We start from the raw sequence: 21491 nt of genomic DNA on the forward strand, positions 1-21491 counted from the left end.
CCCTCATCATAAGTTACTTGATTAGTTAGATGACGCTTTATTATGATTGCAACATATCAGTTAGCGTAACGATCTCATAGCCCATTTCATGGAGGTTATTTATAGCGATCGGCAGTGCCTTTAAAGTATTCGTATGATCTAACATATGAAGCAATACAATACCGCCATTTACTGCTTCGCTAGTAATTGTGTTTACAATATCCTCTGTGGAAGATTGCTTATTCCAGTCATTTGGATCGATGTTGAATAAAGGAATCGTATAATATCCAGTTGCTGCAACAATTTTTGCAGTCACATTATCGGTGTGTCCGGTTGGAGGTCTGAAATACATAGTAGGCGCTTGCTGTAATACTTCTGTTAACACATGATGCGCTTTTACAATCTCCTCTTGTAGAGCTCCACTAGAAATTTCCGTAATAACTGGATGACTATACGAATGATTTGCTACCTCATGCCCTTCTTCAATAATTGCTCTAGCTAATCCTGGATTACGCTCAGCTCCATCCGCTCTTACAAAGAATGTCGCTTTGACATTTTGTTTTTTCAAAATATCTAACAAATTCGTAATCGTATAATCTGTACCCCAATCATCAATTGTTAAAGCTATTTGTTTCTTATTTGTCTCTACATGATCAAATAATTCAAACGTTTGGTCAGCTTTGACCTCCTTCACTTGTGCCAGATCGTAGCCATTAATTTCAGGATAGGCAAGTTTGGTAAGCTCATTACTCATCAGTTCCTCGATCGTGACAAATTCATAATTGACCTCAGCAACTGCAGGAACAAGTAATTGTAACATTTCCTCAATCTGCTCATTTCTTTCCAAATCAATGGCAATAATAGCACCACGTTTAATATAACTGCGCAAATCCTCTGATTGTCTAAATGTTGATGATAGGTATTCATCGGTTAGAAATAAGCTGTATCCAATATAACGCTCATGTTCACTCTCTGCTGCAGCTTTCAATATAGGCTCATCGAATGTTACAGGTTCTGCTCTTATATACTTCACGGCTTCACCAGTAGCGTCTTCTATCTTTTGCTTACCTAAAACGATGTCATCTACTATTTCGTTATACGTAAAAGAGTCCATTTTCACTTTACTTAGTGTATTATTCTCAATTTCATGTCCTTCTGCTTGGATCATTTGCAACAATTCTGGTTCTACGGCTGCCACATGACCTGGCACGAAGAAGGTTGCTTTTATTTCATATTGATTAAGTAATCTCAATATTTTTTTAAGTTTTTGTTGATCAGGTAACCCATTGAATGTTAGCGATAATTTCCGTGCAGTGGTATAGATTATATCTGTTTTCACTACTGCTTCTACTGCTTCACTGTTATAAGAGATTATCTTTGTATCGTCATGAGCAGATGATTCAGTTTTATTTGCTTCAGCAATATGGTCTGTTCTAAAAGAACAGCCCGTCACAACTAATATAATGGAAAATAACATAATAACTAATTTACTACTCAATACATTCACCTCTAGTTTTTGCTATGTGTGAACTGTACAAGCAAAAAAAAATTCAATACCTTATAATTATAAAGGTTATAAATAATTAATAAATGATGTTATATTTACAATAAAGATAAATTATTGAAATTAAATAACAAAAAAACCGTTAAAATCAACATAGATTTTAACGGTTTTTTTTAATTGAAACAGACTATTCCGTTGATCATATCTTCACAAAGTGAAATTCAGCTACATTACAAATTAGATCAACGTATGTGTAGGCGTATGTTCTCTAAATGTTTCTCTTGTATAATCAACGAATAATAATATAAACAATGGCAAAAGTAATAAGGGCGGCAGCAAGGGAAATTAAGCGAATCCATTTTCTATTGTACATGAATTCATGTCACCTCTTTCACATCATGCTGAAACATCTTGATGTACTAATATATTAAGCAAACAGCCATTTGTAAACACTTTCTAAAAAATAAATTATTATTACGATAAGAAAAGACATTATCATCGAATATATCCTTAATCGGAGTATTCGATAATAATGTCTAATGATTGTTTTTATATCTCATGAAGGTGAGATAACTATTAAGTTGGACTTAGGTTATTGTTACAATTATGGTTCTCTAGTGATATCAACTTCCCCATATTCACTATTCCACACAATTTCTGCACCAAGAGCAGTTGCAAAAGCTCTTGCTGGAGCGTAAGTAGCTCCATTGTGCGTTATAACTGGTGTTGGCCACTGTACAGTCTCACCGTTAATGATCGCTTTATCACTGCCAATTTGCAGCTTAATCGTTGTCTTTGTTGCTTTATCATATACAGTAATTTGATTTGTTGCTTTGTCAAACTTGACATTTCCTCCGAACTCTTCAATAAGCTCTCGAACAGGAATCATTCCGAATTTATCTGCATTAACAAAAGCTGCATTATAAGTATCTTCGTCAATATAGTTCCAATAGTACTGCTCAGTTATATGCAGTTTATTTCTCAATAAATCATAAATAACTGATTCATTATCAAAGTATTTAAGAACCTCAAAGCCTTCCAAATAATCTAAAGACTCTAATTGTACTTCTAGACCTGATGCCACTGGTACCTTAGGTGCAACTTTTCCGTTAACATTCCAAGCTTCGTTCTCGGAAGTTATTGTTAATCCCTCAAAGATCGATGTACCTAGCTCTTCCTTCATCTTATCACTTACTACATAGTTCAAAGAAAAAGCTTGTTTGCGGATATCCAGATTAGAATCTACATATAGATCGAATTTGATCTCTAAAGAATCATTTAAAGCCATTTCCAGTATTTCTTTATCTTTTGTTTCGAATTCCACCATCGAAATTTTCATATCTTCAAGAGAAGTAATAATAGCTGTAACTACTTCATCGATAAGAACTTTCTTATCAGCTTCCGTAATGTTTCCATCCGTGAAATCATCTGAAACGTAGATACCAAGATAATCAATCATTTCAGGATCTTCCATGAACAAATTCAATACTTCACCTAGTAATTTTTCAAGTCCTGTACGATCTTCAAGTAATGCATCTGTTAATTTTTTGCCCCAATTCCAAAGCTCCATACCTTTTAATTCACCATGAATTTTCATTAAGCTCGTTGATACGCCATTGATCTCTTCTGTTACAGGAGTAACAGAAACTTTTTCGATATTAGGTAATTTTTCAATACCGAAGTCAGTTACGAGCTCAGTTGCACTTTGAATAGTTGCAAGTATTTTCTCATCATCAACTACATATTCACTTTCAAACTCACCATCTTCATATGTCATACCAAAATCATCGTACATGAGTCTCTCTGCTGTTTCACCTGTTAGATCGAAAGTGAACGAACGAGTAGCACCATCTAACGAAACAATAAGTAATGTTTCTGACATTTTCAACTCAAAGTTAATTTGCGAAAGGTCACCTAATGTTAGACTACCTTTAAAAGATATATTTTGTTGATCTTGCATTTTTATATCAGTAATAGATACTTTCACATTAGAAAATAAACGTAACATAGAAATAAATTCCTCGTCACCAGCAAAATACTCATCTTCAAGCAATGCCTTTTCATTAAAATGCAACTTAAACTCCATAGATGAATTGCCTTCAGTCGAAGTTACCTTTAGTGATTTTTTCAGCGCTGCATTAATATCCACTCCGCCAATCGCTTGACATCCAGCTAAAATAACCAAGCTACAGATCAAAATTAATGCAACTAACTTCTTAACACTTCTAATTTTCAGCATAAATCTATTAACCTCCTATAGTATATTTGGAAATAATTAGTACATACCCATTTATACTACTATCAGGAGGGAAATATGTAAACATTCTTTAATAGATTAATAATCTTTCTAGTTCATCACCATTAGTAAATTACTTTGCTCTAACATAGGATAGCAACATTTCTTTTAAAAGTTTTTGTTGAATTTCGGGTTGAATTTCCTCAAGATAAGTGATTTCAGACTTCAGCACTATATTGTTGCCGAATATACCATACGCATTAATGATCGTCATAATGGACTCTTTTATAGAAATATCTTGGCGTAATGAACCATCTCGTTGTCCATCTTCAATGATTGGACCTAGCATTAAAGATACTTGTTTCTGTGTGTCTATGTAATCTTGGATATTAGGTAGTGGTTCCTTTGAAAAGGATGCATAGCTTTCAAAAGCTTCACGAAATTTAGTTGAATTCGATCTAGATTGAGTTTGATTTGCAAGTACATAATTTAATGTATCTTCCAATCGTTCATATGCAGATTTTGGAGAAAGTGCAATTTGTTGAAATACTGGTATTGTTCGTTCTAGGTTTTGTATAGCCACTGCAACGATCAAGCTATCTTTTCTGGAGAAATAACGAAAAAGTGTAGCTATCCCTATTTTTTCGGCATCAGCTATATCTTGCATCTGAACACTATCAAGCCCACGTTCCAGAAATAATTGCTCTGCTGTAGATACAATGCTTTGATAACGAGCATTCTTGTTCTTTTCTCGAAGACCTTGAGTCATTGATATTCCTCCTTCATTTAGTTAATATCTTTTATTTGCAATGTTATCACAAAAGGACTAAAATAAAAAACATGATAGTTAGACTATCAAAATTTATTTATGGGGTGAATCAAATGAGATTAGATCAAAAAGTTGCAGTAATTACTGGTGCAGGTAGTGGAATGGGTGCGTCCGAAGCAATATTATTTGCAAAAGAAGGCGCTAAAGTTGTTTTGACTGATATTAATTTGCAAGCTGTTGAAGCTGTTGCAGCTGAAATCATCGCTGCTGGTGGCGAAGCTATTGCCATTAAACATAATGTTGCATCAAAAGAAGACTGGACTCATGTATATAGTGTAACAATTGAAAAATACGGAAAACTAGATATTCTAGTTAATAATGCTGGTATTTCGTTATCAACACCATTCCCAGATCAAACTGAAGAAGAATGGGCACGTACTTATGCTATTAATGTGAATAGTGTTATGTATGGTATGCAACAAGCAATCCCTCTTATGGAACAAAATGAAGGTGGATCAATCGTTAATATTGCTTCCATTTCTGCTTTATCTGGTATGGCTGGTGCAGGTGCATATACAGCATCTAAAGGTGCTGTTCGCTCAATCTCGAAAGCTGCTGCTGTCGATTACGGTAAAAAGAACATTCGTGTTAACTCGGTTTATCCAGGATATATCGTAACACCAATGAGTGCACCACATATGGAACAATATAAAGATTACTTCTTAGGTCAAATTGCTTTGCCTGAGCTTGGCAAAGCGGAAGAAGTTGCTGCCGCTGTTCTATTCCTTGCTTCAGATGATGCTAATCATATTACTGGTGTTGAACTTCCAGTTGATGGCGGCGTAACAGCTAAATAAACCATTACGCAGAATTTATTATTATTCATGAAATATTCTCGTTCGTTTTATGGACAATAAACAAAAATACCCGTTGATCTGTATTGGTCAGCGGGTATTTTTATACGTATCAAATAGTACCTGGATTCTTAATTAGTCTATTTTTGTTTCTTCATAACTTAATACAATATCAGACACTTGCGGACTATTTTTTCCTTGCTTAGTATATAAACCCATACTATATTGAATTCGATCAAAGCTTCCTTCAATAACTTGACCATTGTTACTCTCTGTCCAATTATTCCATGAATCACTACCTAATGATCTCGTTCTAGTCCATGCTTTAACATCTGTATGTTGGAGAATAGTTTCAGTCCAAGTTAATGTCACTTGATTTCCCTTGACTGCTTCTATAACTTCTGATTGAATATATCCATGAGGGACGTAAGGATGAAATACTTTTTGTGTGTAAGAAAGCTGTCCAGTAAATTCAGTACCGTTCAGAAAATCAGGTTGAATAAATTGGCCGTGCATCGTTTCAACCTCATCTGCTGTTACATAAAAATTAACGTTCTCTGATGATAAATCGCCTAGATTGCTTTTTGTAATACGATATTCGATTTCATCACCTGAAGCACTTATCTTATTATCAACACTATGTTCATTAACCCATATCCATCCTTCATTACTATGTTGATCTGTAAATTTACTATCCCACTCATACAAGCCTTCATTAGTTATTCTATGGGTTGCAGCTATTTCAGGAGAATTCCACCATGAACCTTTGAAGCCTTCGGTTATAACATCATTTGAATCAATATATATATTGTAAAAATAGTATGGAACATCATTCTCATCCGTTTTTAAGTTAATTTGACCTGCCGTTTTTAATTTGATGTATAAATATTGACGATCATCAGTCATGGATACGTTAGTTACATGCGCATCTTCAGCTATATAGGTTTTCCACTCATGTGAGGAAGCAGAGAATGAAACAGCACTTGACTGTAAGATTTCCTCAGCAGCGGACGCAATAGGTTCATAATATTTCTGACCGTCCAACACGACTTTTACTCTAAAACTGTAGAAGTCTTCATTGGGCTGAGTAGTACCAGGTGATTGTAATAACCAATCTGACCATATACCATCTTCATTTTGAAATTGAATATAATAGTTAACCTTACCATTCTCACTACCTTGCCAACTTAGATTTGTCATATTTTTTCTACTGTGGAATGAGTCCTCACCTTGTATTCCACTAATCCAACTCCCCGTACCATCGTCGATAAGCTCAAGTGACGTTTGCCCATTTCTTGTAATTACTTTAACATTGTCGAAGCTACCTTCAGCAAATGTAGATTTCGTCGCTCCCCAATAGTACGAGCTTGCAGTATAACCAGAACCGAAATTTGTATAAAGTTGATCGCTCTTACTCCAATCTGTCATGTTCCCATCGATCGTAATAGCCTCCTTATAGTAATAATCAGGGTAGGCTATATCCAATTTCGCTGTATGTGATGATGAATCAATGATTACGGTACTTCCTGTAAAGTAACCTGTTGTAATATTGCCGCTTTTCTCTTGCCGTAACAACATACCTATAGGTTCATTGCTTATATCGTAGTACTGTACCTTTTGCATTAATGGATCAGCGTAACTCCATCCATATAACTCATGAACGGCATTGCTCAAAAACGTATAATTGATGCGTTCTTGATCAACTAATTCTCCATAACTATGACTCAACGTTTTAATAGATGAATTACTGCTGAAGTTTTTTTGTTGTATATAGTCAAGCTGACTATTATTGAAGTTCCACATATAAGTATTCGTATCTGCTGCACCATTCGGGCTATTCATATCCCAATATGGGAAATTATAATTGAACTTTAATAACATTTGTTCCATACTCAACTCATTAGCACCATTAAATTCAAATCTTAACTTCAAATACTTGGATCGCTTGCCTATTCCAATCCAACTATCTGCTTCACCTGTCCACAGATCAGGAACTTGTGTCCATATATTCGTATCAAACGGTAAGTTATCACCAATCCAAGCTTTTACTGTGACCGTATCATTACTTCCTCCACTACCTTTCCATTGTGGATATATCCAATCATATTGATCTCTAATGTCCTCAGACCTTAAGATTTTATCCATATCAAGTACGATTTCCATTGCACCTTTCTGACCACCAACTACTTTTCCATTTTCGACAGATGTTGTTCCTTCAAAGTTCCAATCTGCAAACCTTCTGCCATAGGTTACTTCTCCATTTAGAGATAATGTTCGATCTAATGAAGTCATCGAATCCCATATAAGTTGATTAGAATTCCAATAGCCAACATAACTTTCCCATAAGTAATAATCTCCTAGTTCAGCAAATGATCTCGTACCATTCACAACACTTTCCATCCCTAAAGACTTAATGTAAAGTGTGATCTCTTGAAGTCTGGAGTGAAAAATCTGTTGCTTGATTGTATCTTCTTGATAGGTAGCATCCCAATAGGCAATATCGCATTCATCAAGGAAAATCCCATCTGCAATCCCTTGATCTTTAAGCAACTTTATCGAATCTTGTAACGTTTGTACGTATTGATCTGAATCTTCAAATCTTGATCCGAAATGTATATATTGAAATACTTTCACACCTTGTTCTCTTACTTTTGTAACGCTCTCCACGTTCGTGTCGGAAACAATCATGAAATCGTACACCGAATAATCTGTGATACCGCTATATTGTAATTGTCCGTAGTAAATCGCGTATTGATTCGGCTGAGAATATGTAGTGTCTAATGTAAATGTGGAAGGAGAACTTTCTAATATTCCTGCGGTGGTTGCATCTATAGATGTCATATTGAATTTATGATTTTGTATAACTGAGGTTGTTTCATTATTTTTTGGCATCTTTTCACATCCGATCAATATAAGCATTATTAACAATAGACTTAAAACTGGTTTGAACATTGAATCCCCCTCATAGTAAACTAATAAATGTTCCCACAATTAAAATTACCATATAATAGTAATTTAACAGATCGCAATACTATATGCTATTACTACTAATGAGCAAAAAGAAGCAGAGTAACACTATTCTTGAATAGTGTTACTCTGCTTCTTTTCAAATTAAATTTACTCATATAGTAAACACTAACACCCTAATATTCCCAGGTAAAACCATATGAATGTATTGATCAACTAATTAACGTAATATAATCCGATGATGAAACTAGAACCTTTCGTTCATCGTATATCACTTAGACAATACGACAAAACCGTCATGTCATCCTCATATCTTCTACACGAAAGTAGGGATCTTTATCATATTTTATATTATCGCAATCGTAGTCGTTTTAGCAGATCAGTTAACCAAATTGCTAATTCGAGCCTATATAGATATTGACCAAGCTTATACATTGTGGGGAATCCCTCTCACACATATTGAGAATAGTGGTATGGCTGGTGGATTATTTCAAGGGAACGCACGACTATTTGGTGTAGTAGCTGTATTATTCGTAATTGGTGTGCTATATTTTCGCAAGACTGGTGATATGAAGGGAGTTCTAATCGATAGTTGCTTTGGTTTTTTTGTCGGAGGAGCGATCGGAAACGGTATTGATAGACTTCTATATGGTCAAGTGACTGACTTTATCATTCGTGGCGGAGGGGTTCTTAATATAGCCGACCATGCAATTGAAGTTGGTGTACTCTTGTTAATTATCTCTGGAATAGTTAGTTGGTTCAAAAATCGTGCTCAATTATTAGAAAGTTGAGCAATTATCTAAATAAAGCCTCTAGAATAGTTGCAGAAATTTCACAAAACCTATTCTAAAGGCTTTTCTTATATAGTTATGACTTGTTTCATTATAGTAATTCTTTAGCTAACAATTGGATGCATTGCAGACGAGATGCTTGTCCATGTTGATTCAAATTGAACATAACTTCTTCAAAGCCGAAATATTCTTGATCTGCGCGAAGTCGATCCGCTACTTGCATCGCAGTACCAACCAAATGGATATTACGATTTTGTTTCACTGTAATCTTATCCATCTCAGAGAACTGCACTTCTGCCGCTTCTTTTGGAGATAATATTTGCCCGATTTGCCCCTTTAAGAAATTCAAGCGCCATATATCAAGTGGCTTTGCATAAAATTCTGCCTCATCAAGCGTCGGCGCAACAGTTACAGAGTAGGTAACATTAATGAGTGGCTTTTCCATAAAGTAAGATGGTTCAAAATATGTTCTATATGCTTCAAATACTTCTTTGTGCATCTCACCCGAGAAGAAATGTGCAAACGCATAACCAACACCCATCTTACCTGCTTGAATTGCACTATTACCTGTTGATCCAAGTAAAAATGCCTCCGGAAGCTTAATATTGGTGGGAGAAGCAATTACAGAATCATATATAGTCGAATTCGGTTTACGGTCGCTCATTAAGCGAAGCGTTGTTGATAACTTCTCATACATATCCATCCCCATTTGCGAACGCCCTTCTGCCAATGCACGAGTCGCGACTGGATCTCCACCCGGTGCTCGTCCAACGCCAAAATCAATACGTCCTGGATTAAGACCTGCTAACGTTTTGAACACCTCTGCCATCTTAAATGGCGAGTAGTGCATCATCATTATGCCACCCGTACCAATACGAATTTGCTTTGTCTTCGCCGCTAGATGCGCAGCAAGAATTTCGGGAGCTGTACTAACATACCACTGTGTATTATGATGCTCGGCCATCCACATGCGTGAATAACCAAGCGAATCTGCTAATATTGCCAATTCCTCAACAAATTGAAGTGCCTGCTCTGGCGTATGTCCTTTTGTAATTGGGCCTTGATCTAAAATTCCAATTTTCATGTTATGTATCTCCCCTCTTAACGAAAGTGCAATAGATGATTATCATTTTCTTATGTTACTTAGACTATCCTTATGTCCATCAATGATTAACTGTATTGTGGGTAGCCTGTAAACTTAAAATCTTTTCCTACAGGTGTAATTGTTAGATCTGCCAAATCTACAGCATCTTTCATTAATGTGACACCTACTCCTCCAAGAAAGGTTGGAGCTCCAGTTCCTCCAACTAATTTGGGAGCCATATATATAATAACTTTATCAACGAGTTTATTTTCAAGAAACGCAGCATGAATTGTTCCGCCACCTTCGATTAGAACCGAAGAAACAAGTTTTTCCCCTAGCATACGTACAACATCTTGCACATCGACATGCTTAGTTCCTAAAGTTGGATATACAGAAATACCCAGCTCTTCTAACTTGGCTTTTTTCTGTTGATCATAGTTTTGTGCTGTGAAGACCCATGTTTCCGCATGTTGATCCGTTACCACTTTTGCATTTAAAGGAATTCGTAGTGTCGAATCTAGAACGATTCGAATAGGATTTCTTCCATTCGCAATTCTTGTTGTCAACTCAGGATCATCTTCAATGACCGTATTGACTCCGACTAATATTCCCATGTTCTCATTACGAAGTACATGTGCATCATGTCTTGCTTCCTCAGAAGTAATCCACTTACTATCTAAAGTATGAGTAGCAATTTTACCATCTAATGTACTTCCCGCTTTCATCGTTATGAAAGGCTTCTTCTGCACAATGAATTTATTGAATACTTCATTCATTTTGCGAGATTCCTCTTCCATAACTCCTACAACAACTTCAATATCAGCATCTTGCAATATTTTAACGCCATTTCCAGCAACAACTGGATTCGGATCAAGAGTGGCAATAACAACTTTTTTGATCCCAGCTTCAACGATAGCTAGCGCGCATGGTCCTGTTCTTCCATAATGGGAGCATGGCTCTAACGTAACATAAATCGTACCATTTCTGGCCTGTTCTCCAGCCATGCGAATAGCATGAATTTCAGCATGTGCTTCTCCAGCTTTCAAATGAGTACCAATACCGACAATTCTATTATTGTTAACAATAACCGAGCCAACTAATGGATTTGGCTCAGTCTGCCCTTTCATGGCACGTGCATTATCTAGTGCCAATCGCAAGTAAAATTCATCGTTACTCATTCGAACACACTCCATCATCCTTCAAATGTCCAGAACGCTCAATTTTTGTTTGTAAATAATTTGCGTTAAACTCAGAGTTATCTCCCCAAATTGGCTCTCTTCCAGAAAGCGTAAGACCAGCATTTTTCATAGCAGCAATTTTCTTCGGATTATTGGTCATAAGCGTAACAGGTTTCGATCTTAACGTGTTAAGTACTTTTATGGCATCATCGTAATTTCTAGAATCATCAACGAAACCAAGACTTTCATTAGCATCTACAGTATCGTAACCATTCTCTTGCAGTACATAAGCCATAGCTTTGCTAAATAAGCCAATGCCTCGTCCTTCGTGATTCGCCAAGTAGAAGAGCGCACCATTTCCACTATCAACAATGTTTTTCATCGACTGCTTTAACTGATAACCACAATCACATCTTTTACTGCCAAATATATCTCCCGTATGACAAATGGAATGCATTCGAATAAGTGCATCTTCCGCATTAGCAAAATCTCCATAGACCAACACGCTAGATTGTTGGTACTCTGCTAAATTTGCAGAAGATAACTGCTTAATAACTTCTTCATAATTATCTGTTGCTTGGCATTTACTTAGCCAGCAATACCATTGAAACACATAAGTTTCACCTTCTAAATTGACAGGCAACCTAATCGGACCAACCAAATAAATGGCCCCTTTATTTGCTTCAATCATTTGGATTTTATCTTGTAGTATTTCTAACATTTTTGGTTGAAGTTCTTTAAGCACTGTATATCATTCCTTCTAGATGAATTTGAGTTATTCAATTATGGTCATACATTACCATTATTTCATACTTGCTTACTTATTGTAAGTAGTCACTTTAAGGTGACCTATATTTTTCAGCAAATATGAACATTGTTCAGTAATATTTTCAGACATGCACTCATTTAATTATGTGTGATTTTATTATTATGGTACATAATCACTTATAGTATTTCACAAGCTAGTGCAAAGTAATATTTACAAAAATAGGCGACCACTTTCCAGTTATTTACCGAAAATTGATCGCCACTTTATACTATGTATAACTGACTATTGTTAATACAGCTACTCATTTATGAAATTAGTGGCAATTGTTAACATAGCTACTCTTTTTTGTGAAGTGCGTTGCAATAACCAATATTGCTACTCATGTATTGAGGTATGTTGCAAATGATTCAACGTTTGGATAAATATCTCTTTCACATGATCATCGTCTATTGAATAGAATACGGTCTTACCTTCTTTCCGACGCTTTACCATTCTTATATCTCGAAGATATCTGAGTTGGTGAGATACGGCAGACTGAGTCATACCTAATACAACACACAGATCATGTACACATAATTCATTGTTCAAGAGAGCGTGTATTAGTTTCACCCTAGTCGGATCCCCTAACGCTTTGAATATATCAGCCACATCAATTGCTGTTTTCTCGTCAAGTTTGATGTCGCTCAAATGACTGAGATTAGTCTCGGTACCCAAACAAGTGTCGTCGCATTGATCTTCTGCTATTCGAACCATCTCTTCTCACCGCCTTTTCATACATTTTGTTTATTATATCAGAAAGATTACGGATAAGGCACTGATCATCGCTATCGGTTTATAGTTTGAGATTATACCTTCATGAATGAGTTCAAATTCGTTGACATATTTACACATATCGCATATCATATGAGCAAGTACTCATATATAATTTCTGAAAGAAGGTCATCTTAATGAATGAATATAGAGTGAAAGGACTCTCCTGCGGTGGTTGCGCACAGCGAATCGAAGATGAGCTTAAACAATTAGAACATGGGAAAGACTCCTCTCTTAGCTACAAATCAGGAAAATTAACGATTAGTCCGCAAATATCTATGAGTAAGGTCAATAAAATATTGAAATCGGATGGCGCCTACATTGCACACCAATTAAATGATGAACATAACCATTCAGATAGTCATGCTCATGTTACTGACGAACATCACGGACATGACCATAGTCATGGTGATCATGGACACGACCACAGCCATGCAGATAGCAATAAAAAAATATTAACTCTACTGATCACCTCCGGTGTTATCTACACTGCAGCATTATTGCTGGATGGAGTAATCGATCAACAAGCTATCATCCTGCTATATTTAGCAGCTACGATCATTAGCGGATACACTACCTTTATGCGCGGCTTAAAAAATTTATTAAGTGTTAAATTCAATATCGATACATTAATGACGATTGCTTTAATAGGTGCTGTTGCTATTGGGGAATGGAAAGAAGCAACACTTGTCGCAATTTTGTTCGGCGTTAATGAATTACTCGAAGGATATGGCATGGAAAAAGCTCGACGATCAATGGAAACGTTACTTCAAGTAGCACCCAAGGAAGCTCTCAAACTTGAAAATGGTCAAGAAACCATCGTTTCTATTTCCTCCTTACAAATTGACGATTTAGTCAAAATAAAACCTGGTGAAAAGATACCATCTGATGGTGTTGTCGCAGAAGGAAAAAGTTCAGTTAATGAAGCCGCGATTACAGGTGAACCACTGCCTGTAGAGAAAGAGACCGGAGAGACTGTCTTTGGTGGAAGCATTAATAATGAAGGCTTACTCATCGTTCGTATTCAAAAAGCATATAAAGATTCTTCGTTAGCGAAGATACTTCATCTCGTGCAAGAGGCACAAGAAACAAAGACACCAACAGAACTTTTTATTAATAAATTTGCAAAGTACTACACGCCGCTTATTATGATTATTGCAGCGCTCGTTATGCTGGTTCCTCCCTTGTTCTTGCAAGGTGATTGGATGACATGGATATATCAAGGTCTATCTGTATTAATTGTTGGCTGTCCCTGTGCATTAATTCTTTCTTCACCAATTGCCATCGTCTCAGGAATTACACGCACGGCAAGGAACGGAATTCTCGTTAAAGGTGGGGTTTTCCTAGAGCAACTTGGTAAGATCGATACGCTTGCCTTTGATAAGACAGGAACATTAACGAAAGGTGAACCTCATGTCGCTCAGTTAGAAATATATGATGAAACTCATTTGTTCAACATTGCAGGAGCTATCGAGAAGTCATCTTCACATCCATTAGCAAAAGCGATCATGAAAGAAGTAGAACGCAGAAATATTGTTAGCCCTGATCCAGACGAAATCGAGACGATTGGTGGTAGAGGCATTAAAGCAATGATTGATGGTCAGCTTTATTGGCTCGGTAACGAACAAAGTGTAGAGCATATTGTTATACCAAAAACTATACAAAAGCGGATTAATGAACTGAAAGATGAAGGCTTAACATTAGTATTAGTTGCAGATGAAGAACAAGTACTTGGCATGTTCGGTATTGCGGATGAGATTCGTGAAGAAAGTCGAGAGGTCATAGCAGCTTTGCATAAGTTAGGAATTAAGCGTACCATCATGCTGACAGGAGATCACCAGAAGACCGCCGAGAAAGTTGCTTCTGCCGTTGGTGTTTCCCAGTATTATGGTAACTTGCTGCCAGAAGATAAAGTAAATCGAGTGAAAGAACTTTCGTCCCAAGGTACAGTTGCTATGATTGGCGATGGTATTAATGATGCCCCTGCTCTTGCTTCGGCACAACTAGGGATTGCGATGGGCAAAGGAACAGATAGTGCGATCGAGACAGCCGATATTGTATTGATGCAAGATCATTTAGGAAAACTGCCTGAAGCTATTACTATCGCAAAGCGTGTCAATCGGGTTATCAAATTCAATATTACAGTATCTCTTGGATTAAAAATCATTGCGCTATTGCTTACGATCCCAGGTTGGCTTACGTTATGGATTGCTATCCTATCTGATATGGGGGCGACCATATTTGTTACTCTGGTTAGTCTGACTATATTAATAGAACGTAAGCAGAGATAGATTGTTATAAGCATTAATATATACACCAACGAGCAATATTGAAGGGTTCATGTTATCCTCAGTGTTTGCTCGTTTTGCTATCTTCTTGACCCTACATCAGATTTCTCATTAATATCAACAATTTTTTGAGAGAGTTTTCAAATCATTCATTTCCAATAAAAACAGTAGAGACTCCTATCTCTACTGTTTTTACGTGTTGTTAGCTACTTACTTACAAGCCTATGTTGTTTCTTCTATTAACCATTTCTGTTGTGTCACCAATATCAACTTTGATGTGCTAGATCGATTATGCATAGCGCTTTCATCAAACCGTGTGAAGATTCGATGAATAGTGAAATATATCATTGCTTAATTATGGAAATAGCTATATAAAAAGAATTAGAACCATTATTAGTTACTACTTCTTTTAATCGAATAGGAGATGATCAAATGGACACAAAAGTTAATGCTAACACAGGCAAGTGCCCTGTTATGCACGGCAGTGCTACTAGTCACAAATCTAGCGGTACGTCAAATAGAGATTGGTGGCCGAACCAATTGAACTTGAACATTTTGCATCAGAATGACAGAAAGTCTAATCCTATGGAAGAAGATTTTAATTACGTAGAACAATTCAACAAGCTAGACTACTCTGCCCTTAAGCAGGATCTACATACGCTTATGACAGATAGTCAACAATGGTGGCCTGCTGACTACGGTCATTATGGTCCGTTCTTTATTCGAATGGCTTGGCACTCCGCTGGTACTTATCGCACAGGTGATGGTCGTGGTGGTGCTGGAAGTGGCTCACAGCGATTCGCTCCGCTTAACAGCTGGCCAGATAACGGTAATCTAGATAAAGCTCGTCGACTTCTATGGCCAATTAAGCAAAAGTACGGAAACAAGATTTCCTGGGCAGACTTATTCATTTTGACTGGTAATGTGGCAATTGAATCTATGGGTGGTAAGACGTTTGGCTTTGGTGGTGGACGACAAGACGTTTGGCATCCGGAAGAAGACATTTATTGGGGTAATGAAACAGTATGGCTTGGCGACAAACGATACACTGGCGATCGAGAACTTGAAAATCCACTTGCGGCAGTGCAAATGGGTCTAATCTATGTTAACCCAGAAGGTCCAAATGGAAATCCTGATCCGGTTGCAAGTGGGCGCGATATACGCGAAACGTTCGCACGTATGGGAATGAACGATGAAGAAACCGTTGCATTAGTTGCAGGTGGTCATACATTTGGTAAAGCACATGGTGCAGGAGATGCTTCTCTTGTCGGTCATGATCCAGAGGCTGCTTCTATTGAAGCTCAAGGATTAGGTTGGTTAAGTTCACATGGTTCTGGTAAAGGTCGTGACACGATTACTAGTGGCGTAGAAGGAGCATGGACAGCGAATCCGACACAATGGGATAATGGATTTTTTGATCTTTTGTTTGGTTATGAATGGGAACTTTCGAAAAGTCCAGCAGGCGCACATCAATGGGTTGCTATTAATGTGGCTGATGAGCATCTTGCACCAGATGCAGAAGATTCCTCCGTTCGTGTTGCGACGATGATGACTACGGCTGACATGGCATTGCGGATAGATCCGGCTTATGAAAAAATTTCTCGCCGTTTCCATCAAGATCCTGAAGAATTTGCAGACGTATTTGCTCGTGCATGGTTTAAGCTTACGCATCGTGACATGGGGCCTCGTACAAGATATCTTGGACCAGAAGTCCCAGCCGAAGTTCTTATTTGGCAGGATCCAATTCCGTCTGTAGCTTACGAGTTAACAGATGCTGATATAGAAGAGTTAAAAACGAAAATACTAGATTCAGGTCTTACAGTAAGCGAGCTGGTAACGTCAGCTTGGGCTTCAGCTAGCACGTTCCGTGGCTCTGACATGCGCGGTGGAGCCAATGGTGCGCGAATTCGTCTCGCGCCGCAAAAGGACTGGGAAGTGAATCAGCCGAAGCAGCTTGCAAAAGTACTTACTATACTAGAAGGCATTCAAGATGATTTTGAAAACAAAGTAAGCATAGCAGATTTAATCGTGCTAGGTGGAAGTGCCGCTGTAGAAAAAGCCGCTCGCGACGCCGGCTATCAAATAACCGTCCCTTTCACTCCTGGACGCGGAGATGCTACTGAAGAGCAAACCGATGCAGAAAGCTTTGCTGTGCTAGAACCTATCGCTGATGGTTTCCGTAACTATGAGAAGAAGCAATATCATGTAAGTGCAGAGGAACTTCTTGTTGATAAGGCACAGTTGCTTAATCTTACTGCTCCGGAGATGACCGTGCTTGTTGGCGGTATGCGTGTTCTAGGTACAAACTACGGTGGTACTGGGCATGGTGTATTCACGGATCATGTTGGTCAATTGACGAACGACTTCTTCGTTAACTTACTTGATATGAACGTAGCATGGAAACCTGTAGATGGCATCGTATTTGAAGGAATAGATCTTAAGACAGGTGAAGTCGTGCGTACAGCAACAAGAGTTGACCTTGTATTTGGTTCAAACTCCGTTTTGCGTTCCATTGCAGAGGTTTATGCGCAAGACGATAACAAAGAAAAATTTGTACGTGACTTTGTCGCTACTTGGGTAAAAGTAGTAAATGCCGATCGTTTTGATCTTAAGTAAACGTAATTTTTTATAATAGCAAAAAGCCTTGGTTGCATATCATAAGATATGTCATCAAGGCTTTTAATCGTCTGCTTTATCTGATCCTTCTTACAACTTTTGTTATTGAAACAAATACTAATTTTATTCTGTTGCCACACTCACTAGCTATTAAAACTATTACAAACATTTTGTACCGCCACAATACTGTAACAAATCGCTTTCGTTGCTCATTGTGCATATTTGCCCATTGTGCAATAATAACATTGTATTAAATTGAGTTTTCTACCATTCTATATGAAAAGAGGAGAACGCTTAAGCGGTCATGCTATGAACAAACAAAACTTGCGCGATATGAAAAAGGAAGCTACAGCTAATGCACTTGCCGAAGCAGCATTTAATCTAGCGCTGGAGAAAGGATTGGACGGATTTATCGTAGAGGACATCGTACAGCGTGCTGGTTTCTCCAGAAGAACGTTCGCAAATTACTATTCCTGCAAGGAAGAAGCAGTAGCTATGGCAGCTGTTATCTTCAAAGGAGCAGACGAAGTAGCAAATTGGATAGAAAATTTGAACGAGGACATGACGCCGCTCGACATCCTCTACCAGCTCATGAATTTGCAACAGACAGGAGAGCATTTCATGAAATTGCGTCAGCTCGTGATGCTTTCACAGCAGACGCCAACACTTGAACCATATATTTTAAGCGCACTTCGCAGCCTGCAAATAGCAGCACAACAATTTATAAGTGAGCAATCACTCGGACGTTATCCGGAAGGATACACTCACCTGCTCGTTGGTGCTGTTTACGGAGCCATTCTTCCACTACTTGACGGTAGTATGAAAGTTTTGTTTGCTGGTGAATCGGCAGAGGAAACTCCGAATACCATTACATTCGAGTATTATTTAGATAAGATGTTCAGTTACTTACGCAAAGGGTTTTAATTTATAACACTAACTTATTTTTATACGTAAAGGAGCAAGGCCATTTATGTCAACTTTCTTGTATAAACTGGGTAAGACAGCCTATTCTAAACCATGGCAGTTTATTGTCAGCTGGATTCTAATACTAGCAATTGTGCTTGCCATATTAGGAGTTAACGGCATTCATGTCACATCCGATATGAAAATCGAAGGTACGGAATCACAGAAGGTATTAGATCAACTAACTCAAGAGTTACCTGAGGCTTCAGGCGGTCAAGCCAGCATTGTGTTCACAGCTCCTGAGGGTGAACGTCTGGACACTGCAGAGCGATTGAGTTCAATTAGCGAAGCTGTTAATAAAGTATACAATCTAGATTATGTTATTAATCCAATAGAATTAGCTGCTCAAGCTGGTGCAGCTATGACAGATGCAGCGCAAGCCGGAGCTTTAATGGGCGATGCGGATCAAGCTGCGCAACAAGGTAACGCAGCGGAGCCCACTCAAGGGTCAGTCGGCGAATTACCTCCGTACGGACCTATGATGCTAGAAGGTGTACCGGTTCCCGGCGTCATGATCGCATCAGATGGTAGCATTGCGTTGTTCCAATTTCAATTTACCGTTCAACAAATGTCACTTCCTGAATCAGTTCCGGACTTAGTCATTGATGCGGCCATGGCCGTTGAACAGACAGGAATTTCCGCACTGCCAAGTGACTCGCTTTCTTCTAAGCCAGCGATCGGCTCAACGGAAGCGATCGGACTTGTAGTCGCTGCAGTTGTGCTATTCATGACACTTGGATCTGTTGTTGCAGCAGGCTTGCCACTTCTTACAGCTCTAATGGGCGTGGGAATCAGTGTAGGCGGCGCATACGCCTTTTCGAAAATGTTCCATATGACCGATCTTACGCCTGTACTAGCATTGATGGTCGGACTCGCGGTCGGCATTGACTACTCGCTGTTTATCGTAAACCGTCAGCGCCGCATGATTCTAGAGCAGGGACTTAGCGCACGGGAAGCTTTGAGCAGAGCAGTTGGCACCGCCGGTAGTGCTGTGTTCTTTGCAGGCTTGACAGTTATTATTGCTTTGTGCGCCATGGTTGTTATCGGAATCGGCTTCTTATCCGCAATGGCGCTCGTAGCAGCAGTAGCCGTTCTGATCAATGTGTTAGTTGCACTGACTCTACTACCTGCCCTGCTTGGTCTAGTTGGTGAACGCATTTGCTCAGCGAAAGCAAGAGCAAAGAGTAGCAACAAGACCAACAAAACTCCAAATGGTTTTGCGCATCGCTGGGTAACAGCAGTCGTGAAGGGGCGTTGGGCAATTGTCTTAGCTGTCATTGTCATTCTCGGCGTAGCTGCAATTCCAGTAGCTAAGATGGAAATGGGTATTCCTTCTGGCGCTACGGCAAATTTGGACACAACAGCAAGACAGAGTTATGATGCAATTTCAGATGGTTTTGGAGAGGGCTTTAACGGTCCGTTGCTACTGGTAGCAGAGCCTCAAGGTGACTCAGACTCCATTACAATGGAGACGCTGGGCGGACTTGTTCAGGAACTTCAAATGCATGATAATGTTTCTGTCGTAACTCCGATGGGTGTCAATCAAACCGGTGACATGGCTATTATTAGCCTTATCCCGAAAACAGGCCCAACAGACAAAGCGACAAAAGATTTGGTGCAAGAGCTACGCGCTACAGATTCTAGCATGTCTCAATCGTATAATGTAAAGCTAGGAGTTACCGGATTTACTGCAATAAACATCGATATGTCTTCGAAGCTAGCTGAGGCATTCCCTCTCTACATTGGCATAATCGTTATTCTTTCAATTATTATTTTGCTACTTGTATTTCGTTCGATCATCGTACCTATCAAAGCGACGCTCGGATTCCTTCTTAGCATACTTGCTACGTTTGGGATAACGACTGCAGTCTTCCAATGGGGATGGGTGCATGATCTATTCGGATTCGATACTGGTGGCCCGCTTCTAAGCTTTATGCCGATTATGGTTACTGGTATTTTGTATGGACTCGCGATGGATTACCAAGTGTTCCTTGTCAGCTCCATGCGTGAATCTTACGTACACGGACATCATGGCAAAGAGAGCGTGATTCATGGGTATGATCAGGCAAGCCGCGTTGTCGTAGCTGCAGCAATTATTATGGTTTCTGTGTTTGCCGGCTTTATCTTTGCTCATGATATTATGATCAAGCAGATCGGCTTTGCACTGGCGATCGGTATCCTAGTTGACGCCTTCTTTGTCCGCATGGCACTTGTCCCAGCGGTGATGGCGATTTTCGGAGATAAAGCATGGTGGTTGCCGAAGTGGCTCGATCGTTTACTTCCTAACCTTGACGTCGAAGGCGATAAATTACTTGCCGAGCTAAAGGCTCAAGAAGTTGCTGAGATGAAGAATCACGACGTTCCTTCTGTCAAAAAGAAAACTAAGACCGTTCCTCATAAGGTTCACTAATTAACAAAGCCACGAATAGGAAGCTCTGAAGGGCATCCCTTCAGGGCAGGGATACTGATCCCTTAAAGTGAGACACAATAATACACCTTCAAGAAATGTAAATCATGTCGTAAGATATGACTACAACTTGGAGGTGTATTTTTATGGGATTCACCTAGACGACTATCTATTTACCTACATCAATTTTTCTCCAATTATTTTTACTCTCTGAAATAAAAAGCCCAGCAAGTGTAAGAATTGTACCCCATGCAGCTAACCATGTAATAGGTTCTT

General features: G+C 38.5%; 14 protein-coding genes. 6 read left to right on the top strand and 8 right to left on the bottom strand.

Annotation, left to right across the window (positions count from 1 at the left end; genetic code table 11):
- Positions 1-40 precede the first annotated feature (40 nt).
- The 3 genes from NV377_RS06580 to NV377_RS06590 form a co-directional block, all read right to left on the bottom strand.
- A complete protein-coding gene (locus NV377_RS06580; RefSeq protein ID WP_258200410.1) occupies positions 41-1477 on the bottom strand; it encodes a polysaccharide deacetylase family protein in 1437 nt (478 codons plus the stop codon).
- A 610-nt stretch (positions 1478-2087) separates the two neighbouring features.
- Complete coding sequence (locus NV377_RS06585; protein ID WP_258200411.1) at positions 2088-3722, bottom strand: copper amine oxidase N-terminal domain-containing protein; 1635 nt, start codon at positions 3720-3722, stop codon at positions 2088-2090.
- A 130-nt stretch (positions 3723-3852) separates the two neighbouring features.
- Entirely contained in the window at positions 3853-4488 is a 636-nt protein-coding gene (locus NV377_RS06590; protein ID WP_258200412.1) for a TetR/AcrR family transcriptional regulator, read from the bottom strand.
- A gap of 113 nt (positions 4489-4601) precedes the next feature.
- Between NV377_RS06590 and NV377_RS06595 the strand changes: the two genes are divergently transcribed.
- Positions 4602-5345 carry an SDR family NAD(P)-dependent oxidoreductase gene (locus tag NV377_RS06595; RefSeq protein ID WP_258200413.1) on the top strand — a complete coding sequence of 248 codons (744 nt, stop codon included), beginning with the start codon at positions 4602-4604 and terminating at the stop codon, positions 5343-5345.
- 132 nt (positions 5346-5477) lie between these two features.
- On the opposite strand, the gene NV377_RS06600 is transcribed toward NV377_RS06595, so the two are convergent.
- Positions 5478-8294, bottom strand: a complete 2817-nt coding sequence (locus tag NV377_RS06600; RefSeq protein WP_258200414.1) for a hypothetical protein — start codon at positions 8292-8294, stop codon at positions 5478-5480.
- A gap of 374 nt (positions 8295-8668) precedes the next feature.
- Between NV377_RS06600 and NV377_RS06605 the strand changes: the two genes are divergently transcribed.
- A complete protein-coding gene (locus NV377_RS06605; protein ID WP_373425815.1) occupies positions 8669-9100 on the top strand; it encodes a signal peptidase II in 432 nt (143 codons plus the stop codon).
- Between the two features lie 91 nt (positions 9101-9191).
- Here the strand turns inward: NV377_RS06605 and NV377_RS06610 are convergent, their stop codons facing one another.
- The 4 genes from NV377_RS06610 to NV377_RS06625 all read right to left on the bottom strand — a co-directional run bounded on the left by NV377_RS06610 (position 9192) and on the right by NV377_RS06625 (position 12884).
- A complete protein-coding gene (locus NV377_RS06610) occupies positions 9192-10184 on the bottom strand; it encodes an LLM class flavin-dependent oxidoreductase (RefSeq protein WP_258200416.1) in 993 nt (330 codons plus the stop codon).
- An 86-nt stretch (positions 10185-10270) separates the two neighbouring features.
- Positions 10271-11362, bottom strand: a complete 1092-nt coding sequence (gene ribD / locus NV377_RS06615; protein ID WP_258200417.1) for a bifunctional diaminohydroxyphosphoribosylaminopyrimidine deaminase/5-amino-6-(5-phosphoribosylamino)uracil reductase RibD — start codon at positions 11360-11362, stop codon at positions 10271-10273.
- Positions 11355-12083 carry a GTP cyclohydrolase II gene (locus NV377_RS06620; protein ID WP_258201136.1) on the bottom strand — a complete coding sequence of 243 codons (729 nt, stop codon included), beginning with the start codon at positions 12081-12083 and terminating at the stop codon, positions 11355-11357. Before NV377_RS06620 ends, ribD begins: the two co-directional genes overlap by 8 nt.
- A 423-nt stretch (positions 12084-12506) precedes the next feature.
- Positions 12507-12884, bottom strand: a complete 378-nt coding sequence (locus tag NV377_RS06625) for an ArsR/SmtB family transcription factor (protein WP_258200418.1) — start codon at positions 12882-12884, stop codon at positions 12507-12509.
- Positions 12885-13078: 194 nt separating this feature from the next.
- Here NV377_RS06625 and NV377_RS06630 point away from each other — a divergent pair, with 194 nt between their 5' ends.
- The 4 genes from NV377_RS06630 to NV377_RS06645 all read left to right on the top strand — a co-directional run bounded on the left by NV377_RS06630 (position 13079) and on the right by NV377_RS06645 (position 21218).
- Positions 13079-15232: a heavy metal translocating P-type ATPase gene (locus tag NV377_RS06630; RefSeq protein ID WP_258200419.1), complete on the top strand. Its 2154-nt coding sequence runs from the start codon at positions 13079-13081 to the stop codon at positions 15230-15232.
- 429 nt (positions 15233-15661) lie between these two features.
- The gene (gene katG, locus NV377_RS06635; RefSeq protein WP_258200420.1) at positions 15662-17845 is read left to right on the top strand and encodes a catalase/peroxidase HPI; all 2184 of its coding nucleotides are present in this window, start codon (positions 15662-15664) and stop codon (positions 17843-17845) included.
- A 309-nt stretch (positions 17846-18154) separates the two neighbouring features.
- Positions 18155-18769, top strand: coding sequence for a TetR/AcrR family transcriptional regulator (locus NV377_RS06640; RefSeq protein WP_258200421.1), 615 nt, complete (start codon positions 18155-18157; stop codon positions 18767-18769).
- A 46-nt stretch (positions 18770-18815) separates the two neighbouring features.
- Positions 18816-21218 (top strand): MMPL family transporter, encoded by a 2403-nt coding sequence (locus NV377_RS06645; RefSeq protein WP_258200422.1) that lies wholly within the window; start codon positions 18816-18818, stop codon positions 21216-21218.
- Positions 21219-21491: the final 273 nt, after the last annotated feature.

This window comes from Paenibacillus endoradicis (assembly GCF_024721975.1).